This is a genomic window from Nonomuraea sp. NPDC052265 (assembly GCF_044547985.1).
Lineage (GTDB): Bacteria > Actinomycetota > Actinomycetes > Streptosporangiales > Streptosporangiaceae > Nonomuraea.
Genome location: NZ_JBIUBJ010000001.1, coordinates 767,060 through 786,702 on the forward strand (window position 1 = coordinate 767,060; position 19,643 = coordinate 786,702).

18 protein-coding genes are annotated in these 19,643 nt (G+C 71.8%); 5 read left to right on the top strand and 13 right to left on the bottom strand.

The window, feature by feature from the left end; genetic code table 11:
- Positions 1–186 precede the first annotated feature (186 nt).
- On the top strand, positions 187–4,950 hold the full coding sequence (locus ACIHAD_RS03575) for an FtsK/SpoIIIE domain-containing protein (protein ID WP_397352751.1): 4,764 nt from the start codon (positions 187–189) through the stop codon (positions 4,948–4,950).
- A gap of 23 nt (positions 4,951–4,973) precedes the next feature.
- On the opposite strand, the gene ACIHAD_RS03580 is transcribed toward ACIHAD_RS03575, so the two are convergent.
- Positions 4,974–5,537 carry an ArsR/SmtB family transcription factor gene (locus tag ACIHAD_RS03580; RefSeq protein WP_397352752.1) on the bottom strand — a complete coding sequence of 188 codons (564 nt, stop codon included), beginning with the start codon at positions 5,535–5,537 and terminating at the stop codon, positions 4,974–4,976.
- Positions 5,538–5,616: 79 nt separating this feature from the next.
- Between ACIHAD_RS03580 and ACIHAD_RS03585 the strand changes: the two genes are divergently transcribed.
- Positions 5,617–7,173 carry an alpha/beta hydrolase family protein gene (locus tag ACIHAD_RS03585; protein WP_397352754.1) on the top strand — a complete coding sequence of 519 codons (1,557 nt, stop codon included), beginning with the start codon at positions 5,617–5,619 and terminating at the stop codon, positions 7,171–7,173.
- A gap of 55 nt (positions 7,174–7,228) precedes the next feature.
- Positions 7,229–8,632: a type VII secretion protein EccB gene (gene eccB, locus ACIHAD_RS03590; RefSeq protein ID WP_397352755.1), complete on the top strand. Its 1,404-nt coding sequence runs from the start codon at positions 7,229–7,231 to the stop codon at positions 8,630–8,632.
- 43 nt (positions 8,633–8,675) lie between these two features.
- Here eccB and ACIHAD_RS03595 read toward each other — a convergent pair whose 3' ends face one another.
- Complete coding sequence (locus ACIHAD_RS03595) at positions 8,676–9,440, bottom strand: hypothetical protein (RefSeq protein WP_397352756.1); 765 nt, start codon at positions 9,438–9,440, stop codon at positions 8,676–8,678.
- A 16-nt stretch (positions 9,441–9,456) separates the two neighbouring features.
- Complete coding sequence (locus ACIHAD_RS03600; RefSeq protein WP_397352757.1) at positions 9,457–10,515, bottom strand: hypothetical protein; 1,059 nt, start codon at positions 10,513–10,515, stop codon at positions 9,457–9,459.
- A 130-nt stretch (positions 10,516–10,645) separates the two neighbouring features.
- Between ACIHAD_RS03600 and ACIHAD_RS03605 the strand changes: the two genes are divergently transcribed.
- A complete protein-coding gene (locus ACIHAD_RS03605) occupies positions 10,646–11,563 on the top strand; it encodes a M23 family metallopeptidase (RefSeq protein WP_397352758.1) in 918 nt (305 codons plus the stop codon).
- Positions 11,564–11,696: 133 nt separating this feature from the next.
- Here ACIHAD_RS03605 and ACIHAD_RS03610 read toward each other — a convergent pair whose 3' ends face one another.
- From ACIHAD_RS03610 to ACIHAD_RS03650, 9 genes are all read right to left on the bottom strand, one after another.
- Positions 11,697–12,959, bottom strand: coding sequence for a hypothetical protein (locus ACIHAD_RS03610; RefSeq protein ID WP_397352759.1), 1,263 nt, complete (start codon positions 12,957–12,959; stop codon positions 11,697–11,699).
- 5 nt (positions 12,960–12,964) lie between these two features.
- Positions 12,965–13,423, bottom strand: a complete 459-nt coding sequence (locus tag ACIHAD_RS03615) for a hypothetical protein (RefSeq protein WP_397352760.1) — start codon at positions 13,421–13,423, stop codon at positions 12,965–12,967.
- A 10-nt stretch (positions 13,424–13,433) separates the two neighbouring features.
- The gene (locus tag ACIHAD_RS03620; protein ID WP_397352761.1) at positions 13,434–14,852 is read right to left on the bottom strand and encodes a hypothetical protein; all 1,419 of its coding nucleotides are present in this window, start codon (positions 14,850–14,852) and stop codon (positions 13,434–13,436) included.
- A gap of 9 nt (positions 14,853–14,861) precedes the next feature.
- Positions 14,862–15,266: a hypothetical protein gene (locus ACIHAD_RS03625; RefSeq protein ID WP_397352762.1), complete on the bottom strand. Its 405-nt coding sequence runs from the start codon at positions 15,264–15,266 to the stop codon at positions 14,862–14,864.
- 52 nt (positions 15,267–15,318) lie between these two features.
- A complete protein-coding gene (locus tag ACIHAD_RS03630; protein WP_397352763.1) occupies positions 15,319–15,633 on the bottom strand; it encodes a WXG100 family type VII secretion target in 315 nt (104 codons plus the stop codon).
- Positions 15,634–15,645: 12 nt separating this feature from the next.
- The gene (locus tag ACIHAD_RS03635) at positions 15,646–15,972 is read right to left on the bottom strand and encodes a WXG100 family type VII secretion target (protein WP_397352764.1); all 327 of its coding nucleotides are present in this window, start codon (positions 15,970–15,972) and stop codon (positions 15,646–15,648) included.
- A gap of 126 nt (positions 15,973–16,098) precedes the next feature.
- A complete protein-coding gene (locus tag ACIHAD_RS03640) occupies positions 16,099–16,542 on the bottom strand; it encodes a YbaB/EbfC family nucleoid-associated protein (protein WP_397352765.1) in 444 nt (147 codons plus the stop codon).
- Positions 16,543–16,588: 46 nt separating this feature from the next.
- Positions 16,589–17,377 carry a hypothetical protein gene (locus ACIHAD_RS03645; RefSeq protein WP_397352766.1) on the bottom strand — a complete coding sequence of 263 codons (789 nt, stop codon included), beginning with the start codon at positions 17,375–17,377 and terminating at the stop codon, positions 16,589–16,591.
- Complete coding sequence (locus ACIHAD_RS03650; RefSeq protein ID WP_397352767.1) at positions 17,374–17,688, bottom strand: hypothetical protein; 315 nt, start codon at positions 17,686–17,688, stop codon at positions 17,374–17,376. The genes ACIHAD_RS03645 and ACIHAD_RS03650 overlap by 4 nt, the downstream gene beginning before the upstream one ends.
- Before the next feature lie 125 nt (positions 17,689–17,813).
- Here ACIHAD_RS03650 and ACIHAD_RS03655 point away from each other — a divergent pair, with 125 nt between their 5' ends.
- A complete protein-coding gene (locus ACIHAD_RS03655; protein WP_397352768.1) occupies positions 17,814–18,242 on the top strand; it encodes a YbaB/EbfC family nucleoid-associated protein in 429 nt (142 codons plus the stop codon).
- 5 nt (positions 18,243–18,247) lie between these two features.
- Here ACIHAD_RS03655 and eccD read toward each other — a convergent pair whose 3' ends face one another.
- Entirely contained in the window at positions 18,248–19,603 is a 1,356-nt protein-coding gene (gene eccD, locus ACIHAD_RS03660) for a type VII secretion integral membrane protein EccD (RefSeq protein WP_397352769.1), read from the bottom strand.
- Positions 19,604–19,643 lie beyond the last annotated feature (40 nt).

Genomic DNA, 19,643 nt, shown 5'->3' on the forward strand with positions numbered 1-19,643 from the left:
TTATCGGCATCGTAGTCACTGTTTTATCTTTGGTCACAGAAATCTCAGCTTTTTCAGACTTGATCCCTGAGCCGGGCGCATGAGTTGTCCACAGGAACGCCTTCTCATGCCGTTGGCGTCAACCGGGGCGCCTACTCTCCCTTCTGGCGCTACCTTGGCGCCCGAGGTCGAGCGAGGAGACGGCACATGCGGATCATGCTCACCGTGCTCGGCGAGCAGGGCGACCGCGACGTCGTGATCGACGGCGACGCCGACGCCACGGTGGCCAGGGTGACCGAGGCGCTGAGCGGGCGCACGTCCATGGCGAAGGTCGTCCACCTGCCGAGGACACGCGCGCCCTACGGCCTGTCGCCCGAGGCCGAGGGGCGGGGGCGGGTCGAGGCGCGCATCCCCCGTCCGCGCGTCCCCGACCGGCTCGGCGTCCCCGGTGGCGTCTCCGGTGGCGTCTCCGGTGACTCCGGTGCTCTGCTCTGGCGTGACGGGCGTGCCCTCGATCCGCGTGCCGTGGCCGCGGCCGTCCTGCGCGACGGCGACAAGGTCACGCTCGACCCGCGCCTCGCCCGCGCCACCGTCGTCGAGGAGCCCGGCGGGGTGGCCGAGGTCCGCGTGATCGGCGGCCCGGCGGCGGGGGCGGTCCACCGCCTGGGGCTGGGCGTGCACGTCATCGGGTCCGACCCGACCTGCGCGATGGCGGTCGCCGACCCCCTTCTGGCCGCCGAGGCCGTCGCCGTGCGCGTGACGCCCGACGCGATCACGGTCGAGCGGGCGTCCCGGCAGCTCCCCGGGCAGACCTCCAGGCTCAAGCTCAAGGGGCGGTGGGCCGAGGAGGTCGCCGAGCTGACCGCGCGGGTCGCCGAGCGGGAGGCGGCCGAGCTCGCCGCCGAACAGGGCGAGATGCCCGAGCTCGACGGCAGGGCGCTCACCGAGCCCGCCGAGTGGCCCGATCAGGCGGTGCTGACCTGCGGGTCCTCCGTGTTCGTGCTGACCTCGATCGAGCCGAGGGACGCCCACCTCGCCCCCAGGAGCGAGGGCGGCCTCGCCTACAACCGGCCGCCCAGGCTGCGCCGTCCCGAGCCTGAGCGCAAGTTCGTCAAGCCAAAGGAGCCGACCAGGTCCGAGGGAATGCGGCTGCAGTTGCTGGCCGCGTTCCTGCCCGCCGTGCTCGGCGTGACGCTGGCGTTCGCCCTGCGCGCCCCCTACTACCTGCTCGTCGCCCTGATGACGCCGATCATCATGATCGGCCAGTGGGTCAGCGACCGCCGCCACGGCAGGAAGAAGCACAAGCAGGCGCTCAAGGAGTTCGGTGAACGGGTCCGGGCCTACGACGAGGAGGTCGAGGGGGCCAGGGTCGCCGACGAGGCCGCGCGCCGGTCCGACGCGCCCGACCCGGCCCAGGTCCTGCTCACGGCCACCGGGCCGCGCAGGCGGCTGTGGGAGCGCAGGATCCACGACGCCGACTCGCTGCGGCTGCGCGTCGGCCTCGCCGACCTGCCCGCCAACCTCGACCTGTCGGAGGAGCAGGGCGGCCCGATCGAGCCGCCGCTCTGCCGGGCCGTGCCGGTCGCGCTGGCCATGCGCCGGCTCGGCGTCGCGGGCGTCACCGGCCCGCGCGAGGCCGCGACCAGCCTGGCCGGCTGGCTGATCGCCCAGGCCGCCACCCTGCACAGCCCGCGCGACCTGGCCATCGTGGTCGTGTCCGCGCGCGCCGACGGCGAACGCCGCTGGGGCTGGACGCGCTGGCTGCCGCACTGCGCCCCGCGTTCGGGCGACGACTGCGTGGCCCTGGTCGGCACCGATCCGGAGTCGGCCGCCCGCCGGGTCGCCGAGCTCGCCGCGCTGATCGACGAACGCCAGAACACGGCCATCCCCGAGTTCGGCAAGATCCCCACAGGCTGGGACGATCTGGGCGGTCCCGAGAAGCCCAGCTTCTCCTCCTACGACGTACGTCCCCATGACGTGCTGGTGATCCTCGACGGCGCCCAGATCCTGCGTGGCCTGCCCCACATGCCCCAGGTCCTGCGGCAAGGTCCCCGTTCGGGGGTGTTCACCCTCGCCATCGACGACGACCAGCGGCTGCTGCCCGAGGAGTGCCAGACGGTGGCGGCGTGCGGCTCCGACGGCCTCGTACGCCTGCTCGGCGGGGGGCTCGACGTGATCGGACCGGTGCTGGGCGACCTGGTCTCGTCCGCCTGGTGCGACCGGCTGGCCAGGGCCCTGTCCCCGATCCGCGACGTGAGCAGGGACGATCCGTCGGGCAACCTGCCCGGAGCCGTCCGCCTGCTCGACCTGATGGGCATGCCCGAGCCCGCCGGCAAGGAGCTGGCCGGCCGGTGGCGGGCCCACGGCACCACCCAGGCGCTGATCGGCGTCGGCCCCGAGGGCCCGTTCTCGGTCGATCTCAAGCTCGACGGCCCCCACGGGCTGATCGCCGGCACCACCGGCGCGGGCAAGTCCGAGCTGCTGCAGACCCTGATCTGCTCGCTGGCGGTGGCCAACCGGCCCGACCAGCTCACATTCGTGCTGATCGACTACAAGGGCGGGGCGGCCTTCAAGGAGTGCGTACGCCTGCCGCACACGGTCGGCATGGTCAGCGACCTCGACGGGCACCTGACCCAGCGGGCTCTCGACTCGCTGGCGGCCGAGATCCGGCGCAGGGAGCGCCTGCTGCTGGCTGCGGGCGCCAAGGACATCGACGACTACGCGGGCGAGGCGCCCCTGCCGCGCCTGGTGCTGATCATCGACGAGTTCGCCGCGCTGGTGGCCGAGTTGCCCGACTTCGTGGCGGGCCTGGTGGACATCGCGCGGCGGGGCCGTTCGCTGGGCATCCACCTGATCCTGGCCACCCAGCGGCCGGCCGGCGTGGTCACGGCCGACATCCAGGCCAACACGTCGCTGCGGATCGCGCTGCGGGTGACCGAGCCCGCCGAGTCCACCGACGTCATCGACCTTCCCGACGCGGCCGCGATCTCCAAGTCCACCCCTGGCCGGTGTTACGTGCGGTCGGGGGTGGGGGCGGCGATCGCCGTCCAGACGGCTCGGGTCGGCGGGCGCAGCCCCGCCCGTACGCCGTCCGCCGGGGGGCCGGCCGGGCACGTGCGCGTGCTGGACGTGGACTGGCGCTCGCTCGGCAGGCCCCTTCCGCCGCCTCCGGAGCCGGAGGAGGAGTCGGCGGTCACCGACCTCGGGCTGGTCGCCGACGCGCTCATCGAGGCCGGGCGGTTGGCGGGCGTCCCGGCCCAGCCGAGCCCGTGGCTGGACCCTCTGCCCACCCACCTCGTCCTGGACCTGCCGTCCACCGACCCACCACCGCCCGGCGCCCCCGCGTCACCGGAAGACGCGGTTGAGGCCCGATCCGGCGGCGCTGGGTCCCCGGACGGCGGGCCTGAGTCGCCGGACGGTGAGGCGGGCTCGCCGGGCGGTGGGGCGGGCGGGTTCTCGGAGGTGGGGGCGTTGGCGTTCGGGGTGACCGATCGTCCGTGGCGGCAGGATCGTTGCCCGCTGGCGCTCGACCTGGCCCACGGAGGCCACCTGCTGATCGCGGGCGCCCCCCGTAGCGGCCGCTCGACGGCGTTGCGGACGATCGCGGGCGCGATCGCGGCCCGGACGTCGCCCGCCGACGTGCACGTCCATGCCATCGACTGCGGCTCGGGCGCGCTGCTGCCCGTCATGGCGATGCCCCACTGCGGCGCCGTCGTCACCCGCGACCAGATCGAACGGGTCGAGCGCCTGCTCGGCCGCCTGCGCGCCGAGGTGGGCCGCCGCCAGCAACTGCTGGCCGAGGCGGGCCACGCCTCGCTGGCCGAATACCGCCAGGCCGGTCACCGCCTGCCGTGGCTGGTGCTCATGCTCGACCGCTGGGAGGGCTTCGTCGCCGCGTTCGAGAGCTACGACTACGGACGCCTGATCGAAGCCCTGCTCCAGCTCCTGCGCGAGGGCCCGGCGGTGGGGTTGCGCGCGGTGGTCACCAGCGACCGGTCGGGCCTGCTCGGCCAGGTCTCGACCGTCTTCGACGACCGCCTTCTCCTGCGCCTGTCCGACACGTCCGACTACGGCCTGGCCGGTTTCCCGCTCAAGGGGCTGCCCGCGTCCATGCCTCCGGGCCGCGCCCTGTCGCTGGGCGAGCACGGCATCACGGAACACCACATCGCCCTGCTGTCGGCCGACCCCTCGGGCCCCGCCCAGGTCGCCGCCCTCCAGTCCCTCGCCCGTTCCGCGAGCCCGCCGTCCGGGGGGCGTGGGGGCGTGAGCCGGGAGGGCGACCGGCCGCTGCGCGTGGACGCGCTCCCGATGCGGGTCACCGCCTCCCAGACGATGGAGCTCGACCCCGCCTTCACCCCGCCCTCGCCGCTGTGGGCGCTGGTCGGCGCGGGTGGGGACGCGCTCATGCCGCTCGGCCTCGACCTGCTGGCCCACGGCCCGGGCGCGGTGGTCGCGGGGCCGTCGCGGTCGGGGCGGTCGTCCGTGCTGCTGACGGCCGCGCGGTCGCTCATCGCCGCGGGCACGCCGGTCATCGCCGTCGCCCCCAGACGCAGCCCGCTGCGCGACCTGACGGACGCCGTGGCCGTCCTGGACGGGAACGCCACGAACCTGCCCGAACTGGTCGCGGACCTGAGCCAGTACGTCGTGGTGGTGGACGACGCCGAGCTGGTCAACCCGGACTCCCCCCTCGGGACGGCCCTGGAGGAAGTGCTCCGCTCGGGCCGGGACGGCGATCACGGCCTGTTGATCGCGGGCGCCACCGGTGATCTGGCGGTCGCCTATCGCGGGTTCGTGGCCGAGACCCGCAAGTCCCGTACGGGGGTGCTCCTGTCGGTCCAGGGCCCGACCGACGGCGACCTGTTCAGCATCCGGCTGCCCCGTGGGGCCGGCGGCGGCCCTCCGGGGCGCGGCCTCCTGGTCACCACCGGCAACGTCACCTCTGTCCAGGCGGCCCTCCCCGACGCGTCCTGACCACCGCCCACCCGGGTGGGGGTTCAGCCTTCGTCGGCCGGGAGGGTGTACATGCGGACGTACAGCGGGCGGGCGCCGGGTGGGGCCTCGTCTGCCGGGTGGCTGTACTTCAGGAGCAGGGCCACATAGGCGTCGTGGAACTCCCTCAGCTCCTCCTTGGTCATGCGGGCGAGCCCTCGGGAGCCCTTCACCCAGTCGGGGTCGGCCTGGAAGGCCGCGGGGACGCGGTCCAGCAGGGCGCGGTCCTCCTCCAGTCCGATCCGGTGGAACTCGGTCAGGACCGCCCGCTCCTCCGGCCCGAGTTCGCCGGGGTCGGGAAGGCGGATGTCCCTGGGGAGCTTGGCGCGGCGCCACCAGCGTTCGCGGCCGGAGGAGCGTTCGGGGATCTCCTCGATGAAGCCGTACTTCTCCAGTTGGCGCAGGTGGTAGCTGGTGGTGCCGGTCTTGGCGCCGAGCAGTTCGCCGAGGGTGGTGGAGGTGGCGGGGCCGTGGATGTTCAGGTGGGTCAGCATGCGGCGGCGCATGGGATGGGCCAGTGCCTTGAGCCGGTCGGGGTCGTGGAGCACCAGGGGCTCGTCATCCTTCATGAGGAGCAGGCTAGTCCTTGAGAAGGATATCTGCAGACATCTCTTTGCCGAGAACTCTCTGCAGACTACTGTCGGCAGTATGCGAAAGCTTCTCACGGCCTCTCTCGGCGCCGTCGCCCTGTTATGGCTGGGTACGCCCGGCCCGGTTCATGCCGCCTCCGCCGGCCTCGCCCCCACGACCGCAACGAGCGCCGGAGGGCGGACCGGATCGGTCCTCCTCGATCGCGCGGGCCCGGCGGTGCCCGGCGACCTGGCCGTCCATGACGTGACGTTCCGCGGCGGCGGCGGGCTGGAGCTGCGCGGCAGCGTGATCAGCCCGTCCGGCGCGGCGTCCCGGGCCACGACCGGGCGGAACGGGGACGGCACGGGCGGACGGCCCGGGATCGTGCTCGTGCACGGCGCGGGGACGGGCACACCCCGCGAGAAGCTGCTCGGCGAGGCCGTCGCCTTCGCCCGGCAGGGCCTGTCGGTGCTGGTCTACGACAAGCGCTCGGAGGGGTACTCGTTGTTCCGGCGGTCGTACGCGCGGCTCGCCGAGGACGCGCTCGGCGCGGTCGCGACACTGCGGAAGGAACCGGGGGTCGATCCCGGCAAGGTCGGCATCTGGGGGCTCAGCGAGGGCGGTTGGGTCGCGCCGCTGGCCGCCTCGAAGTCCAAGGAGATCGCGTTCGTGGTGGTGGTCGGGGCCAACGCGCTGCTGCCGTTGCGGCAGCAGACGTGGGCCGTGGCGGCCGGGTTGCGCAAGGCGGGGGTCGGCGGGTCGCTGGTCGAGCACGCCGAGCCGAAGCTGTACCGGGTGATCGCGGACGGCGGCATGTTCCCGGAGCCCTACTACGACCCCGAGCCGGTCCTGGCCGGGGTGCGGCAGCCGGTGCTGGCGATCTGGGGGGTGCACGACCTGCTGACCCCGCCTCGGGAGACGCCGCCGCTGTTCCGTGCGGCGCTGGAGAAGGGGGGCAACAGGCGGTACACGTTCCGGTTCTTCGCGGGGGCCGATCACGCGGCGCACCTGACTCCGGACGGCGGGATCACGCGGTCGCCCGAGCTCGCTCCCGGCTACGCCGAGCTGGTGGGGAGCTGGGCGGCGAAGGCGACCTCGGGGCAGGCTCCGGTCGCGGAGGTGTCGGGGCCGGCGCCCGTCCAGGCGAGCGACTCCATCGGGGTGCCGCCTCCCGCGTGGTGGGAGTCGGCCTTCGCGCAGTCGGTGGTGCTGGCGCTGTTCCTCGTGGGGTTCGCCGGATATCCGGTGGTCGCCGTGGTCCGGCGGATCCGGCGGCGCGGCGCGGCCCACGGCACACCCGGAGAGGGTCACCTCGCGCCGGGGAGGGGTCTGGTGGCGGCCCGGGTGGTCAGCGCCGGAGGGCTCGCGGCGGCGCTCGGCGGGTTCGCCTACCTGTTCTACCTGATGTCGACCGGCGGGAAGCTGGCCGCGCCGGGGCCGATGCTCCTCGGAAGGCCGCTCGTCTGGCTGGCGCTCCAGGCCGTGGCGGTGGCCACCGTCGTGGCGACGGCGCTCGCCGCGCGCCGGTGGCGGCAGGAGCGCGCGACCGGCGAGCGGGTACGCCTGGGCCTGCTGGTCGCGGCGGGCGTGGTCTTCGTTCCGTGGGCGTTCTATTGGGGTTTGCTACTTCCGTAGGGGTTCACGACACAAGAGCGTTCTATGCTGATCCCTGGGATACGGGAGAGGTGAGATGCAGACCCGGAAGGACCTCTACCAGGCTCATCGGCTGATGCAGCAGCGCCTGGGCATGGCGTTGCTGCAGGCTGAGCCCGATGTGCCCGAGACGCCCATGCGACGGCACAACGTGGCGATGTTCTGCGGCGTGCTCGTGGGCGTGCTCATCGCGGCGGTGTTCGGGATCTGGGGGCTGCTCAAGCCGGGCGGGGCGACCAACCTGACCGAGGCCGGGCAACTCCTGGTCGAGGAGGAGACGGGCGCCACCTACGTCTACAGCCAGGAGCAGGCGCGGCTGCTGCCGACCGCCAACTACGTCTCGGCGCTGCTGCTGCTCGACGCGACCGACTTCAAGGTGCGCAGCGTCTCCGCCGCCTCGCTGGCGACGCTGCCGCGCGGGCCGCTGGTGGGCATCGCGGGGGCGCCGGACAGCCTTCCGGCCCGCGAGAAGCTGGTCAAGGGCCCATGGTCGGCCTGCGTGACCGAGCCGACCCAGGCGGGGGTACGGGAACCGTACGTCACGCTGGTGGGCGGACAGGACGTCGGCGGGACGCCCGTGGGCGGCGACGCGCTGGTCGTCACGGACGGCCAGCAGGGCTGGGTGATCTGGAACGACCGGCGCATGAAGGTCACCGACACGGGCGTGCGCGCGCTCAACGCGCATCCCAGGAAGGTGCCCTCGACCTGGATCAACGCCATCCCTCCCGGCCCCGACCTGATGCCGCCGGCGATCACCGGCCTGGGGCGGCGCGCCGTCGCCCCCGGAGGCGGGAAGGGCGCGGTCGGGCAGGTATACACCGTGAAGGGCATGGGCGGGGCTCCCGACCGCTGGTACGTGCTGCTCGCCGACGGGCTCGCCCCGGTCAACCTCACCCAGGCCACGCTGCTGCTGGCCGACCCCAGGACCAAGACCGCGTACGGCAGGCGCGCCGCCGTACCGATCGAGATCGACGCCGCCACCGCGAACGGCAGGACCTCCCGCCAGAACCTCACGGTCGGCGGCCTGCCGACCAGCCTGCCGAGGACGGTCACCTCCTCCGCGGCGCTGTGCTCGGTGTACGCCGACACGCAGAACGGCTCGGCTCAGGCGAAGATCACGGTCGGCGCGACGATGGTCATCCCCGCGCCCACCGCCCGGGGCGACCAGGAGCACTTCGACCAGGTGCTGCTGCCCGCCGGAGGGGCGGCGCTGGGCGGCCTGCTGCCCGGGGACGGCCAGAAGGCGTTCGTCCAGACCTACTTCCTGCTCACCGACCAGGGCAGGAAGTTCCCGCTGCAGTCCGGGGACCAGATCAACAAGCTGGGGTACGGCGCCGAGGACGTCGCGCCGGTGCCCTACAACCTCGTCCACCTGATCCCGGAGGGCCCGGCGCTCGACCCGACGGCGGCGCGCTCGCCGGTGCAGGTGACGGCCCAGTGAGCGACACCCCGCCCGGAGACCGCCGGGCGGGGGTGGGACAGGGCTAGATGAGGCCGCCGCCGGGCAGGTTCATGCTCGGCATGCCGCCGTTCTTCCGCCGCAGGCTGCCGGCGCCCTCGCTCCCGTTGCTCGCGTACTCCAGGTCGGTGGGCGCGAAGTCGGGCTTGGGGCGGCCCTTGTCGATGGACTGGGTCATCATGGCGCACATGCCGTTCACCAGGACGAGGACGCCGGTGAGCATGGCCACGGACTTCACCTTCTTGCTGACGACGCTCCTCAGGGCCTGTCCCAGCGCGGTCAGGAAGCCGCTGATCGTGACCCTGGCCGCGACCCTGCCCCCGAGGGGGATGAAGTAGGACGCCACCTCCCACGCGGCCGCGAGCGCCATGGCGAAGCCCACGTAGACGGCGACCTGGACAGCCCAGTGGTAGAGCGTGGCCATGTGGTCCATGCCGCCGCCCACGCCCTTGAAGTACGTCGCGGTGACGTCGAGTTGCTGGGCGAACTGGTCCACGGCCTCGCTGAACACCATCCAGGCCGGCCCCTTCCAGTACCCCTTGTCCTCGATCTCCTGCTTCAGCCTGACGAGCTCCGTCTTGATGGCGTCGAAGTCCATCCCCGCCTGGCCGTCCGCGGGCGCCTCCCACTCCTTGGCCGCCTTGGCCATGTCTCCCGGGTTGGACACGATCGTCCCGATCAGCAGCGCGATGTTCCTGGCGATCGGGTATTGGCTCAGCACCAGAGCGGACGCGCTGGCCATGGCGGCCGCCGAGAGGATCTGCCACCGGTCGCTGTCGTATTGGGCCATCTTGTCCTGCCCTTCCTCACTCGCCGAGGACCGGCGGTGCGATGTCCATGTCGTCCAGCCAGTCGTTCTCGTCGCCGCGTACGTACTCGGCCTTGTCCCGATCGCGGTTCTGCTCGTTGCCGGACGCGCCGCCCGACATGGGCATGAACGGCATGCCCGACATGCCGTTCGCGCCGGCGCCGCGCAGGCCGCCCGCGCCCGCCCCCGCCGCAGCCCCGCCGGCCCCCTGGCTGCCTCCGTAGCCGCCGGACGTGGGGTAGTCGGTGGGCAGGCCGGTCATGTTGCCGGTGCTGGGGATGGCGGAGTGCAGGCCGGTGGGGTCGAACCCGGACAGCTTGGTCTGGGAAGGGTCCGGGACGCTGTGGTTGAGCTGGTCCTCGATGGACGGCGTCTTCGGCAGGTTCGTGTTCAGCGCGTTGGGGTCCGGCAGGTTCGAGCCGGGCAGGTTCGGATCCAGCTTGCTCGGGTCGGGATAGTCGGGCTTCGGGAGGTTCTGGTCGGGCAGCTTGTCGTCCGGCAACTTGTCGTCCGGCAGCCCGTTCATGAACCTGTCGTCGGGCAGCTTGTTGTCCGGCAGCTTGTCGTCGGGCAACTTGTCGTCCGGCATGTCCATCGGCGGCAGGCCGCCCCCGCCGCCCAGACTGCTCGGGTCGATGCCTCCGGGGCCGGGGCCGGGTCCAGGTCCGGGGCCGGGTCCTGTGGGATTGTCGTCGCCGTACTCGTTGATCAGGCCGTCGTTGTCCTTGTCGACCTTCTCGTAGTTCTTCTCAAGCTTCTCCAGCGCCGTCTTGTAGTCCCGCAGGGCGGTCCTGGCCATGCTGATCGCGCCGGTCGCGCCACCCTTGACCTGCTCGTGGGCGTACGAGAGGCCGATGCCGACGATGCCGAACCCGGGGAAGTCGACGCTGATCCCCTTGGTGTTCGTCTCGATCTTGCCCATGCCGGGTTCCTGCTCGGCCATCTTGCCGCCGAGCTCGCTGATCTTCTTGTCCTTGAACTGGATCGTGGCCCCGGCGGGGGAGCCCCCCGGCTGGTATTGCCCCAGACCAGGCGTGGTGCTCTCCCCTGCGCCCATCTGACCCTCCCTGTCCGAAAACTGCGTTTTGCACAGTCCTGGCTACGATATCGACAAATATCAACTTTTAGCGTGAACACTTTGCGAATGACCTAGACTCGCCGTTGATCAGGATGGCAGCCTTTCCCCTATGCGGATCAAGACCCTGATTGTGGGCGTGTGCGGCATCGCCGCGCTGCCCTTCGCCGGTACGAGCGCGGCCAGCGCCAGCGCCGCCCCCGTCCACCAGCTTCCTTTCCCGTGCGGTGAGACCTGGACCGGCGACAGCAACGACAGCAGCGCGCACACCGCCGGCTACGAGATCGACTTCAACGGCTCGTACAACGACGGCAACGCCGACATGGGCCGTACCGTGGTGGCCTCGGCGGCCGGCAAGGTGATCATGTCGGAGTACCGGACCGCCGACGGCTTCGGCAACGTGGTCAAGATCCGGCACGCCGACGGCAGCGTCTCGCTGTACGCCCACATGAAGTCGCGAGCGGTCTCCGCAGGCGCGAACGTCGCCCAGGGGCAGCGGATCGGCCAGGTCGGCAACACCTCGGCCAAGTACAAGGGCATCATCGCCCACCTGCACTACGAGCAGCGCACGTCGTCCGGCACGATCGTGGCGGCCAGGTTCAACGGCTCCACCTTCGGTTACAGCCACCAGACGCTGAAGTCGAACAACTGCCAGGGCGGCGGCGGCACGCCCGCCCCCGGCAACCCGGGCAAGCCCACCGGCGGCGGCAACCCGTACTCGGCCGAGCAGGTCTGCGGCGCGGGCTTCAAGCAGATCGACTCCGCGCCGCTCGGCAGCCAGGGCCGGGTCGTCCTGCTGTACTCGGCCTCCAGCGGCCAGAACTGCGTCACCACGCTGCGCAACAGCGGCTCGGGCAAGGCGGCCGTGCGGGCCTACCTGGAGGTCAAGGGCAAGGCCAGGAGCACCGACGCGGGCAGTTACCAGTACTACGCCGGTCCGGTCCGGGCCAAGGCGTCGCGTACCTGCGTCAAGTGGGGTGGCGCGATCGGCTCGACCGCGTACAACAGCCCCTTCGAGCACTGCGGCTGACGCGACGGCACGTACGTGATCGGGGTGGCGCCTCCGCGCGCCACCCGCACCCCCGGCCCGGTCGGCGAGGGTGGGCCGGAGGGGTGGTGCGGCGGCTCCGGGTGACGGAGCCGGGCGGGCGCGCAGGGCGGCCTCAGGCGAGCGTGCTCGGCGTGGTGCCCTCCGGGCCGCCCCACACGTCGTCCTCCTCGGCGAGCCAGGTCGAGCTCTCGTTGTCCTGCTTCTCCCCGCTCTCACCGCCACGAGCGGGCATTCCGCCCATCATGCCCGGGGAGAGGAAGCCGCCGCCGCCGTTCACGCCGCGAACGGCGCCGTTGGCCGCCGCGCCCTCGGCCGCTCCGAAGCCGCTCGCCGACCCCGATCCCACGCCGCCGTAGGGCGAGCCGCCCGTCGTGGACGCCGTGGGGTAGCCGCCGTTGGGCATCCCGGACAGCGACGGGTCGTATCCGGCCAGCTTGGTGGTGCCGCCGTCGCCCGTGGACGGCAGGGAGGCGGGCGGTACCCCGTTGGGCGAGGAGCCCAGCGAGGAGCCGTTCAGGGCCGAGGAGTCGGCCCCGCCGTACGGGTTGTCCCCGCCGTCGTAGCCCTGCACGCCGCCGACGTTCACGCCGGAGCCGTTGGTGCCGTCGGGGTAGTGGACCGTCGGGTAGGACCCCGTTCCGCCGTCACCCGGCATCTTGCCGTCGACGTACCCGGGGCCGCCCGGCACCGCGCCCGGCCCGAACGAGGCCGTGGGGTATTTGTCCGGGACGCCGTCGCCGTTCAGATCCGGACCGGGCACGCCCGCGCCGCCGTTGTTGAAGTCCGGCAACTCGGGGACGCTCGGGTCGGGCAGCGCGGTCTGGATCTCGACGGGAAGCTGCTTGTAGTGCTCGACGATGCGCTCGTTGACCTTCTTGAGGTGCTCGACGGCCCGCTTGTCCCCCCGGTAGAGCCGGTAGAACGGCACCCGCCCGGCCCAGTCGACGTCGCGGTCCGAGCGCGAGTCGTGGTCCATCGACTCGACCACGTTGGCCTGCGCCCAGTGCAGCGTCTCGCCGTACCCCTGGAGCGGCCGGCCCATCTCGCCGAGCTTCCTGGCCAGCTCGCGCACGCTGGCGTGCAGGGTCTGGAGCTGCTTCTGCGTCTCGACGGCGGCCGGGCCCGTGTAGTTCTCGGCCAGCTCGGTCGCCTTGGTCTTCAGGTCGCCGGCGAACCCGTTCAGCAGCGCCTCGGCCCGCGCGTAGTAGAGACCGGCCAGCTTCACCGAGGGCGGGTCGGTGTCGTCGATCCAGTTCTTGACCTTCTCGAGCGTGTCGCTGAACATGCTGCCCATGAACGACACGTCCGGGGTGGAGGTGTCGACCGGACCGGTGTTGTAGACGAGCTTGAACGTCTGCTTCCTGGGCTCGGCCATGGCTGTCAGACCTCCCGCCGCGCGGCGGCTTCCTCGGTCGCCTGCTCGGCGCCGCCCGACGCCTTGGAGATGTCGAGCAGCGCCTCCACCGTGCTGTCGGCCTGCTGCACCATGGCCGCGTACAGGCCGCTGGAGGAGCCCTGCTCGCCGATCAGCTGGGAGTAGGCCGAGTTGACCGCCAACGCGAAGTGCATGGCGGCCGGCCACTCGCCCATCTGGCTCTGGCTGAGCGCGCAGTACCGCTGGAGGTCGGGCAGCGAGCCGGCCCCCTCGGGCAGCTGCGGCTCGGGGGCCTTGGCCCCCCGCGCGGTCAGGAACTGCGTCACCGGCGGGAGCGTGGGCGTCTTGAGCTTCTTGAGCAGCTCGTTCACCTCGCCGGCGATGCGCTTGATCTCCGTGCGGTTGGTGTAGTTGTCCTTGTCCCCGTCGAGGCCGGGCCACTTCGAGTCCAGTTCGAGCGCCATGGCCGCCTCCCTAGCCGATCACCGGTGAGATGGAGCCCTCGTGGTGGCTCCACACGTCGTTGTCCTCCTTCAGGAGGGTCGAGGTCTCGACCTGTCCCTCCTCGGCCGCCTGCCCACCGCCGCCGCCGAACGGCATGAACGGCATGCCGCCGCCCGCCGCACCCGCCCGTGCCGCCGCCGCCGCGGGCGCGCTGCCCTGGACGTACGACCCGGGGCCGCCGATCACCGCGGGCGTCCCGGAGGCCGGTGAGGGGTAGGCCGGCTGGGTCACGACCGGCTGGTTCGGGGTGGCCGGGTAGCCGGGCGTGGTGGTCGGGTGGTAGCCGGCGGTCTCGGTGGCGCGCGGGTCGCGGGTGTCCACGTCCTGCGACTGGGTGGCGCGGTCGTCGGTGGTGCTGTTGTCGAGCACGGGTGGCGTGGTGCCGTCGCCGGTCGAGGAGGAGGATCCGGTGCCGGATCCGGTGCCCTGACCTCCCGAGGGGTCGGTGCCCGGTGTGTCGGTCCCGGGGGTGTCCGGCCGGTCGGTGCCGGGGGTGTCGCCACCGGGGGTCTGATCCCCGGGGCGGGGGTCGGTGCCGCCGTTACCGCCGCCGTCATGGCCGCCGCCGGTCCCGCCGGTTCCACCGCTGCCCGATCCGCCCGATCCGCCGGAGCCGCCGTGCGCGCCACCACCGCCGCCGCCGGAGCCGGTCGAGCTCCCGTCGGAGCCACCGCCGCTCCAGTACGAGCCCTTCGTGTACGGCGTGTGCTGGTCGAGCGGCATGTCCCGTTCGGGGGCCGGCGCCTCGGCCGGCTTCACCTCGGGCAGCTCGACGACGACGCTGTCCGGGATCCGGAAGTCGTACAGGTCGACGATGTGGTTGTTGAGCTTCTCCAGCGCCCGCCGGGCCACGTCGGCCTGCATCTCGGCAGGCGACTTGGTGGCGCCGGGCGCGGGTTCCGGATAGTTGTGCGAGGTCTGGGGCCCGAGCACCGGCGGCGTGTACGACGGCGACGGCGTCGAGGACGGCGGCTTCGGCGACGCGCCCGCCGAAGGCATCGGGGTGGCCGTCTTCGCGTTCTTGGCGGCCTCGACCTCCTCGATGGCCGCGGGCAGGTAGTCGCGCCCGTACAGGATCAGCGCCTCGGACATCTTGTCCATGGCCTCGGCGATCTGCTGCCCGGAGACGTTGAGCATCTGCAGCGCCCGCTGCGCCTGGGCGGACGTGTCCGACCGCCAGGCGCCGGACAGATCCTTGCCGATCTGGGGCAGCGCGTCGGCCACCCCTCGGACGATCTTGGCCACCTGCTTGTAGGACAGCCCCCGGTCGTGCACCTCCATGGCGGAGGTGGACTTGAGCCATCCCTCGATCTGTTCCCGCGACGCGGTGACGGGCCCGGTCGTCGGACGCCGGGATTCGTCACGGATGTCGACCTTGCGCTCAGCCAACGCTGCTGCTCACTCTCGGCCCGGGTTGGTCTTGGCGTAGCTGTCGGCGCTGTCCCTGATGGCCTTGACCAGCTTCTGACAGCACTCGACGTAGTCCTGGTACAGGCCGGCCAGCAACGCGCCGCGGCCCTCCAGCGACACCTGGCCGCCGGGGTCCGCGCCGGTGCTGCCCACGCTGTGGGCGAGGGCGCTGGCCGCCGGCCACCGCCCTATGTGCTCCTCGCCCAGCGTGAAGTACCTGGTGAGGGTCTCCACCGAGCCGGTGACGCCGTCCCTGTTGCCGCCGGCGCCCTGGGTGAGCGCGAGAGCGATCTCCAGGTCGTCGGCGATGGCGCGCATCCTGCCCACGTTGTAGTAGAGCTCGGCGTCGGTGTCGTCGAGCCCAGGCCACGGTTCGGGTTCGAGCCCGGCCATGATCCTCCCCTCACAAGGCTCGGCCACCGCGCGGGTGGCCGAGAAGAAGACGTCAGCCGTCGTACCAGATGGACTTGTTGCGGTTCTCGGCCGCGCGGTAGTTCTCGTTGGCGATCTGGACGGCCTTCTGCAGCTCGTCCAGCTGCCCCCGCATCTGGGCGGCGGCGGTCTGCCACTTCTGCTCGTGCTGCCGGAAGAACGACTCAGCGCCGCCCGGGCCCTCCCAGTGACCGGCCAGGTCGGTCTTCAGCCGGGTCATCAGGTCCTCGGTGGCCTTCTCGAAGGAACCGAGGATCTTGACGAAGTCGCCCTGGGCGAGCTCCATGTGCCCAAAGTTGACTTTGGTGAAGTCGAGCTCAGCTGACACCGCGGTCGCCTCCTACTTGATGTCGACGTTGATCAGGGACTCGACGCGGCCCATACCGGCCTGGACGTCCTGGTCGGCCGCGGAGTAGACGACCGCGTTGACGCCCATCTTGTCGGCGATGCCCTCCAGGTCGGTCCGTACGGCCCGCATGGAGTTGTCCCAGTTGTTCATGGCGTTCTTGAACCTGGCCGCCGCCGGGCCGAGCCAGCCGGTCGTGAGAAGACCGTTGGCGGTCGTCTCAACCGCCGTCCTCAGGCCCTCGATGTACTGGGCGGTGTCCACCACATGGCCAGAGGCCACCTTGATCTGGCTCGGGCTTGCCCCAAAGAGTTCGGACACTCGTCACCTCCGTAACGATCATTTCGGTCGCTTACCCATATAAGCACCAAAGCCCCCATGAGTAACAGCGGACCCAATGGCCAAGATGTAACAACTTCTCGACATGTCAGCAAACGCCCTGGTCAATCACAGGTCCAGGTCGCGGCGAATTCTGTCGAGTTCTCCCATAACGTCCTCGAAGGCCCGTTCGTAGCTGGCCTCCGCCTTCCGGACCGGACGCAGCGCCCGCTCGGGGTTCTCCAGCATGCGCATCGGGTTGCTGGCCTCGCCGAACAGCTGCGTCAGGAGCTCGTCGGCCTGCCGCTGGAGGTCGGCGGTCGCCTGCTCGATGGCCGCCTTGATCCTCTCCGACAGCTCGACCGCGCTCAGTCGCATGGCCTTCGGCTGGATGTCCAGGGTCCGCAGGCCCTCCTGGCCGTACTCGACGAGGACCAGGTGCCCTTCGTCCTCGCCTCGGCCCACCAGGGCGGACATGGCCTTCTGCAGCTCCTCGGACTTGCTGAGCTGCTTGTCCATGTTGTCCAGGAGCCGGTCCATGTCGATGTTGCCGAAGTCCCCGAAATCCGTCACCGACTCCATCCCTCCCATAGGGCACATCTCGGTGATCTAACCACAATCAAGGCTTCGTGGTGTTCACCTCGGGGACGACCCAGTCGAAGCCCTGGTAGCCGGCGGGCAACTGTCCGGGCGCGGCGGGCTCCTGGAAGGGGGGCAGGTTCCCGGCGTTGATCGTGGCCCGGCCGAAGTCGATGGCGGCCGCGCCCCCCGGCAGCACGAAGCCGAACTGGTGCTGCTTCCTGACCAGCGTCCCGAGCACCTGCATGCCGCCTCTGAGCAGCTGCGCCAGCATCCCGGTCATGACCGCGGCGGCGCTGACCAGCGCAGTGCCGACGAGGTGCTCCAGGATCATCCCGGCCGCCGCGACCTGCGGGACCGGCGTGATCTTCATCCGCATGGCCGCGAACAGCAGTGCGATCCCGGACACGACCGTCGAGCCGATCTGCAGCCAGTAGTTGCGGACCCCGGCGGCCACCTCGTCCAGCACGCCGCCGATCTCGCCGAACGAGTTGCGCAGCGCGCCGATCTCCTGATGGAACAGCGCCTGCACCCGGCCGAACTCCGTCTGGTCGGCGGCGACCCAGCCGGTCCTGGACGTGGCCAGGATCTGCGGCATGAGGTTCTTCACGCCGTCGTCGAGGCGGGCGCTGATGCCGTACTTCCAGGTGTTGGCCGCCTCGGCCATGGCGAACTCGTCGGCCGCGCCCACCGCCACGATGCCGGCCACGGCCACCAGGTACGGCGAGAACCGGCCCGCGCTCTTCAGCAGGTTCAGCACCCTCGTGCTGAGCGACTCCGCCGAGCCGCCCCTGCCCTTGTTGATGGCCTTGAGGTAGGGGTCGCTCATGAGCGGTACTGGATGATGCTGGCGTCCTCCGCCGCCCGCCAGTTGCGCTCGCACACGGTCAGCGCGCCGCACCAGCCGTCCAGCGCGCCCTCGGCCTCCCCCATCAGGCCGTCGGCGCGGTCCATGACCGCCTGGTACGTGCTGCCGATGATCATGTTGCCCAGGACGCCGAAGCCCAGGCCGTCCACGGCTGTCAGCGGGATCAGGCCCTTGACGAAACCGACGATCCCCGTCTTCAGCTCGGACTCCACCCGTTGGCGCGTCTTGCCGATGGTCGTCGAGGTGATATGGATTTCCCGATTCGTTGCCACGACGTCCGATTGTTGCGGCGGTTTGCCCTCGTTTCAGCACTCATAGCGGGGTTTTCATGATCACTTCAGGGCCCGGAAAACTACCGCTCCACGTTCGTTAACCTTCGGGCGGTGGCGTGCTGGCCATGAACCCCATCGACTTCCACCCCGACGACCTCGACCGCGTGATCAGCGAGAGCGAGCGCTCGGTCCGCGCCCTGGCCGGCACGCTGGACGAGCTCAGCCTGGTCACCGGCCAGGGCGAGAGCCGCGGCGGCGCGGTCACCGCACGCGTGGACGCCGAAGGCCGCCTGGACGATCTGAGGCTGGCACCCCGGGCGAGCCGCCTGGAGCTGGACGAGCTGACCGAGGAGATCGTCCAGGCCGTCCGGGCCGCCCAGGACGACCAGGCGCGCAGGCTCAGGGACGTGATCCCGCCCGCGTCGTTCGGCGGCCTGTCGGCCGAGGCGGTCACCCGGCAGTTCCAGGACCTCCAGGACGGCTTGTCGCGGCAGATGAACGACCGCCTCGACGCCCTGGAGACCATCCGCCGCCGCGCCCTGTCGGACGACTGAGACGGCTAACCGGCCAGACCGCGTACCCAGGAGTAGACCTCCAGCACCCCGAGCGCCAGCGGCACGAGCGCGACGATCAGCGCCCACTCCGTGATGTCGGCGGCCCTCCCCCAGAACGGCGAGGGCCGGCCGCCGGGCAGCCACACGCCCATGCCGACGATCACCATGGCGGCCCACAGCAGCCCGAGCACCACGGCCACCGAGGCCACGCCGCCCACGCCGATCCCGACGGACACGGCCACCGCGCCGAGCGCGGCCAGCCCGACCAGCAGCAGCCACAACCGCTGCCCGACGCCCTGGAACACCCGGGCCCGCATGATCTGGGTGAACGCCAGCACCAGGGACATCGCCACCGAGATCCACCGGCCGTCCGCGACGAACAGCGCGTGCGCCCCGGCCCCGACCAGCGCGACGCCCACGATCATGCCGGTCGCGTACCGCCGCGCCGCGCCGGTGCGCTCCAGCACCGAGGCGCTGTCGAGCCGCTGGTTGTCGCCGCGCAGCTCCTCGGCGTTGGTGGGCATGGCCGGCAGCGGCACACGGGCCAGCCGGAAGGACAACACGGGCACCAGCGGGCTGAGCGCCATCACGACGGCCGCGCCGACGGCCGCCACGCCCGCGGGCGACGCCCCGGTCACCATGACCACGGCCGCGCAGACCGCGCCGGCCATGGAGGCGATGGCCGTGCCGAGGAAGCCGGGCACGCCGTCGGCGATCGCGGTGCCGCCGAGCGTGGCCACCAGCGCGGTGCAGGCCAGCGCGCCGAGGAGTTGCGGCGCGCCGACGGTCGCCAGTCCCCCTGCGGCGGCCGGGGCGAGCAGCCCGGCCAGGAACGCGTACGGCAGCGCGGCGTACCCGATCAGCGCGCCAGAGCCCGAGTCTCCGACCGCCCGCGAGATCGCCATCCCCACGCCCACGATCAGCAGCGCGAGCGCCCCGGCCACGATCGCGGTCACCATCGGGGTGAGCCCGCCGAACGCCAGCGCCACCGCGCCGGCGACGAGCAGCCCGCAGGCCGTCCCGCCGCCCACGCCGCGGGTCAGGTCGGCCGTCCACTTGCCCTTGCCCTCGCGCACACCGGTGGCGACCACGTCGGCCACGTCGTCGAACCTGGCCGGCGGCAGCGACACCGCGCGCGGGCGCAGGTAGAGGATCTCGCCGTCCAGCACGCCCAGCGCGCCGAGGCTCTGGCCCAGGTCGAAGGGGGGACCGCCGAGCCGCTGGAGCGTCCAGCCGGGCGCGGTCGCGATGTCGCCGCCCAGCTCGCCCATCGCTCTGAGCAGTCCCGGGAGCACGTGCGGCAGCGGGATGTCGGCGGGCAGCGCCAGGTCGGCCTTCCTGCGCGGCCCTACCACCGTCACGTGGCACAGCGGCGGGAGCGGAGCGGGCACCTGATGCAAC

What these genes read in the sequence shown, in the direction of transcription:
- ACIHAD_RS03575 (WP_397352751.1), top strand. Translation starts at nt 187, where the DNA reads ATGCGGATCATGCTCACCGTGCTCGGCGAGCAGGGCGACCGCGACGTC.
- ACIHAD_RS03580 (WP_397352752.1), bottom strand. Translation starts at nt 5,537, where the DNA reads ATGAAGGATGACGAGCCCCTGGTGCTCCACGACCCCGACCGGCTCAAG.
- ACIHAD_RS03585 (WP_397352754.1), top strand. Translation starts at nt 5,617, where the DNA reads ATGCGAAAGCTTCTCACGGCCTCTCTCGGCGCCGTCGCCCTGTTATGG.
- eccB (WP_397352755.1), top strand. Translation starts at nt 7,229, where the DNA reads ATGCAGACCCGGAAGGACCTCTACCAGGCTCATCGGCTGATGCAGCAG.
- ACIHAD_RS03595 (WP_397352756.1), bottom strand. Translation starts at nt 9,440, where the DNA reads ATGGCCCAATACGACAGCGACCGGTGGCAGATCCTCTCGGCGGCCGCC.
- ACIHAD_RS03600 (WP_397352757.1), bottom strand. Translation starts at nt 10,515, where the DNA reads ATGGGCGCAGGGGAGAGCACCACGCCTGGTCTGGGGCAATACCAGCCG.
- ACIHAD_RS03605 (WP_397352758.1), top strand. Translation starts at nt 10,646, where the DNA reads ATGCGGATCAAGACCCTGATTGTGGGCGTGTGCGGCATCGCCGCGCTG.
- ACIHAD_RS03610 (WP_397352759.1), bottom strand. Translation starts at nt 12,959, where the DNA reads ATGGCCGAGCCCAGGAAGCAGACGTTCAAGCTCGTCTACAACACCGGT.
- ACIHAD_RS03615 (WP_397352760.1), bottom strand. Translation starts at nt 13,423, where the DNA reads ATGGCGCTCGAACTGGACTCGAAGTGGCCCGGCCTCGACGGGGACAAG.
- ACIHAD_RS03625 (WP_397352762.1), bottom strand. Translation starts at nt 15,266, where the DNA reads ATGGCCGGGCTCGAACCCGAACCGTGGCCTGGGCTCGACGACACCGAC.
- ACIHAD_RS03645 (WP_397352766.1), bottom strand. Translation starts at nt 17,377, where the DNA reads ATGAGCGACCCCTACCTCAAGGCCATCAACAAGGGCAGGGGCGGCTCG.
- ACIHAD_RS03655 (WP_397352768.1), top strand. Translation starts at nt 17,814, where the DNA reads ATGAACCCCATCGACTTCCACCCCGACGACCTCGACCGCGTGATCAGC.